3 protein-coding genes and 1 pseudogene are annotated in these 3,678 nt (G+C 70.7%); all 4 read left to right on the forward strand.

Translation table 11 applies throughout. The features are described 5' to 3' along the window. Positions 1-363: pseudogene (locus NQ160_RS20450) on the forward strand (hypothetical protein); the annotation flags it as partial. A 102-nt stretch (positions 364-465) separates the two neighbouring features. Next, positions 466-1,455 carry a transcription termination factor NusA gene (gene nusA, locus NQ160_RS20455; RefSeq protein WP_257516931.1) on the forward strand — a complete coding sequence of 330 codons (990 nt, stop codon included), beginning with the start codon at positions 466-468 and terminating at the stop codon, positions 1,453-1,455. Positions 1,456-1,509: 54 nt separating this feature from the next. After that, positions 1,510-1,761, forward strand: coding sequence for a YlxR family protein (locus NQ160_RS20460; protein WP_257516932.1), 252 nt, complete (start codon positions 1,510-1,512; stop codon positions 1,759-1,761). Positions 1,762-1,855: 94 nt separating this feature from the next. After that, positions 1,856-3,678 (forward strand): translation initiation factor IF-2 (locus NQ160_RS20465; protein ID WP_257516933.1); only part of this gene is annotated, 1,823 nt, incomplete at its 3' end.

The raw sequence follows: 3,678 nt of genomic DNA on the forward strand, positions 1-3,678 counted from the left end.
CTGGGACTGTCCGAGAATGAGCCGGTATCGCTGCCGGACCTGACGACAGGGGCACTCGGGGAGCGCCTGGCCGAGAACGTGCCCGAAGGACCGTGGCAGAGCCCGATCTTCGTCGGCTGGGGTGCGCAGGACGAAGTGCTTCCGACCGTGCTGCAGCGCAGCCTGGTCTCCCGGCTGTGCGCCGAGGGCGAGCGGGTCTTCACCTGGGTCGTCCCCGACGGCGGCCACCAGGACATCCTCCAGCCGCGCTCCACGATGCTCCCGCTGCTGCTGCGGTGGAGCGAGACGGTCCTGGGCGCCGAAACCGACACCGTGAGCGGTGCCGCGCGCGCCGACCGCGTGCTGGACTCCTGTCCGCAGTGAGGCCGACGCGTTCTCAGGCCCCGCCATGCGGCATCCGGTAACGTATGGGGGATGCGGTCGCGCCGTTCGCGCGCCGTGAAAGAGCTGAATAGGGAGAACACCGTGGACATCGATCTCGGACTGTTGAAGACGATCGAGCGCGAGAAGGAGATCCCCTTCGATGAGCTCGTGCGCATCATCGAGCAGGCCATCCTCACCGCCTACGGCAAGCACATCTCACCCACCGGCGAGGCTCCCGCGGGCACCCGCGTGGAGCTCGACCGCAAGTCCGGTCACGTCGCGATCTTCGTGCCGATGCTCGACGAAGAGGGAGCGGTGATCGGCGAGGAGGAGACCACTCCCGAGGACTTCGGTCGCATCGGGGCGTTCGCCGCCAAGCAGGTCATCAGCCAGCGGCTGCGCGACATCGCCGACGACGCCGTGCTGGGAGAATTCCGCGGCCGTGAGGGCGACATCGTCGCCGGCGTCGTGCAGCAGGGCCCGAACCCCCGCATGGTGCACGTTGACCTCGGCACCGTCGAGGCGATCCTCCCGCCCGAGGAGCAGGTGCCCGGCGAGTCCTACGCCCACGGGTCGCGGCTGCGGGTCTACGTGACGAGCGTCGCGAAGGGCCTCAAGGGACCGCAGATCACCGTGTCGCGCACGCACCCCGGACTCGTGCGCAAGCTCTTCGCGCTCGAGGTGCCCGAGATCGCGTCGGGTCTCGTCGAGATCGTCTCGCTCGCGCGTGAAGCCGGCCACCGCAGCAAGGTCGCCGTCATGGCCACCGACCCCTCGATCAACGCCAAGGGCGCCTGCATCGGAGAACTCGGTCGCCGCGTGCGCGCCGTCACCGAGGAACTCGGCGGCGAGAAGATCGACATCGTCGACTACAACCCGGAGCTCGCCGCGTTCGTGGCCAACGCCCTGTCGCCGGCCAAGGTGACGTCGAGCTTCATCCTCGACGCGTCCACGAAGGCCGTGCGGGCGCTCGTGCCCGATTACCAGCTCTCGCTGGCCATCGGCAAGGAGGGTCAGAACGCCCGACTCGCCGCGAAGCTCACCGGCGCGAAGATCGACATCCAGCCCGACAGCATCCTGGAGGAGAGCTGATCCGTCCGGCGCGGCGGGGGCGTGGCATCCGCTCTGAGGCGCGGAGGGGGTAGGATGGATTCCGTTCGAACGTGCGTGGGATGCCGCGCGCGTGCCCTCCGGACCACGCTCACCCGAGTCGTGGCTGTTGATCTGCAGGTCGTCGTCGACGAGCGCGGATCGATGCCGGGGCGGGGCGCGTGGGTGCATCCGACGAGCGAGTGTGTGGACGCCGCCATCCGGCGCCGTGCCTTCGGGCGAGCATTGCGCGTGTCAGGTTCGCTTGACACGCAGACCCTTCAGAACCACTTCCAGCGAAACGGCTGAACGGCTATGGACTCAAAGTGAACGGCTCGAAATGAGACCCGTCCGCAACTAGTGGTCTGCTCCTGTCTGGGGCAGACCTTCAGACAGGAGAATTGTGGCAAAACCACGCGTGCACGAGATCGCTTCCGAACTCGGCGTCGACAGCAAGGTCGCACTTGCGAAGCTGAAGGAGCTCGGCGAGTTCGTCAAGAGCCCTTCCTCGACCATCGAGCCCCCCGTGGCTCGCAAGCTCCGTCAGGCCCTGCAGGCCGACGGCGCACAGCCCGCTCCCAGCGCTCCCGCCCAGGGTGCGCCCGCGCGTCCCGCAGGCCGTCCGGGCCCCGCTCGCCCTGCGGCTCCGAGCGCCCCGGCCCCGGCCCCCGCTCCCGCGGCTCCGGCCGCTGCGGCAGCCGCTCCGGCGGCTCCCGCTCCCGGCCCGGCTGCCCCGACACCCGCTCCCGCCGCTCCGGCTGCGCCCGCGGCTGCCGAGAAGCCCGCTGAGGCGGCTCCCGCCGCATCGGCACCGTCGTCCGCGACGCCCGGCGCGCCCAAGCCCGCCGGCGGCGCGCCCGCCCCGGGTGCTCCCGCCGCGGGTGCTCCCGCCGCGGGTGCTCCCGCCCCGGGTGCTCCGCGCCCCGGTGGCGCACCGCGGCCCGGCAACAACCCGTTCTCCTCCTCGCAGGGCATGGGTCAGCGTCCCGCCGGTCCCCGTCCGGGCAACAACCCGTTCGCGTCGGCTCAGGGCATGGGGCAGCGCCCCACGCCCGGCAACATCCCGCGTCCCCAGGCACCGCGCCCCGGCGCGCCGCGTCCGGGCGCACCCCGTCCCGGCGGCGCAGGTCGTCCCGGTGGTGGCGGTCGTCCCGGCGCCCCGTTCCAGCAGCGTCCCGGCGGCCCCGGTCGTCCCGGCGGCGCAGCCGGCGGCTTCCAGCGTCCCGGCGGTCCGCCCGCCGGTGGTTTCGCCGGTCGTCCCGCCGGTGGCGGTGGCCGTGGTCGTGGACCCGGCGGTGGCACCGCAGGTGCCTTCGGCAAGGGCGGCGGCAAGTCGAAGCAGCGCAAGTCGCGGCGGGCGAAGCGGCAGGAATTCGAGATGCGGTCGGCGCCGGTCGTCGGCGGCGTCAACGTCTCGCGCGGTAACGGCGAGATCATCCGCATGCGCCGCGGCGCATCGATCGCGGACTTCGCCGACAAGATCGAGGCCATCACCGGTTACACGGTGCAGCCCGGCACGCTGGTGACGATCCTGTTCAACCTCGGCGAGATGGCAACGGCCACCGAGTCGCTGGACGAGGCGACCTTCGAGGTGCTCGGCGAGGAGCTGGGCTACAAGATCCAGATGGTCTCGCCCGAGGACGAGGACAAGGAGCTCCTGGAGGGCTTCGGTCTCGACCTCGATGCAGAGCTCGAAGCCGAGAGCGAAGACGACCTCGAGATCCGTCCGCCGGTCGTGACCGTCATGGGTCACGTCGACCACGGTAAGACGCGACTGCTCGATGCGATCCGTCAGACCAACGTGGTCGCCGGCGAGGCCGGTGGCATCACGCAGCACATCGGTGCATACCAGGTCTGGACCGAGCACGAGGGCATCGAGCGAGCGATCACGTTCATCGACACCCCCGGTCACGAGGCGTTCACCGCCATGCGTGCCCGTGGTGCGCAGGTCACCGACCTCGCGATCCTCGTGGTCGCCGCCGACGACGGCATCATGCCCCAGACGGTCGAGGCCCTCAACCACGCGCAGGCGGCGAACGTGCCGATCGTGGTGGCTGTGAACAAGGTCGACAAGCCCGACGCCAACCCGGCCAAGGTGCGCCAGCAGCTCACCGAATACGGCCTCGTCGCCGAGGAGTACGGCGGCGACGTCATGTTCGTCGACGTCTCCGCTCGCCAGGGCACCAACATCCAGGAACTGCTGGATGCCGTCCTGCTGACGGCCGA

It is taken from the genome of Microbacterium sp. zg.Y909 (assembly GCF_024626565.1).

Coding starts and splice junctions, on each gene's coding strand:
- NQ160_RS20460 (WP_257516932.1), top strand. CDS start 1,510: ATGGATTCCGTTCGAACGTGCGTGGGATGCCGCGCGCGTGCCCTCCGG.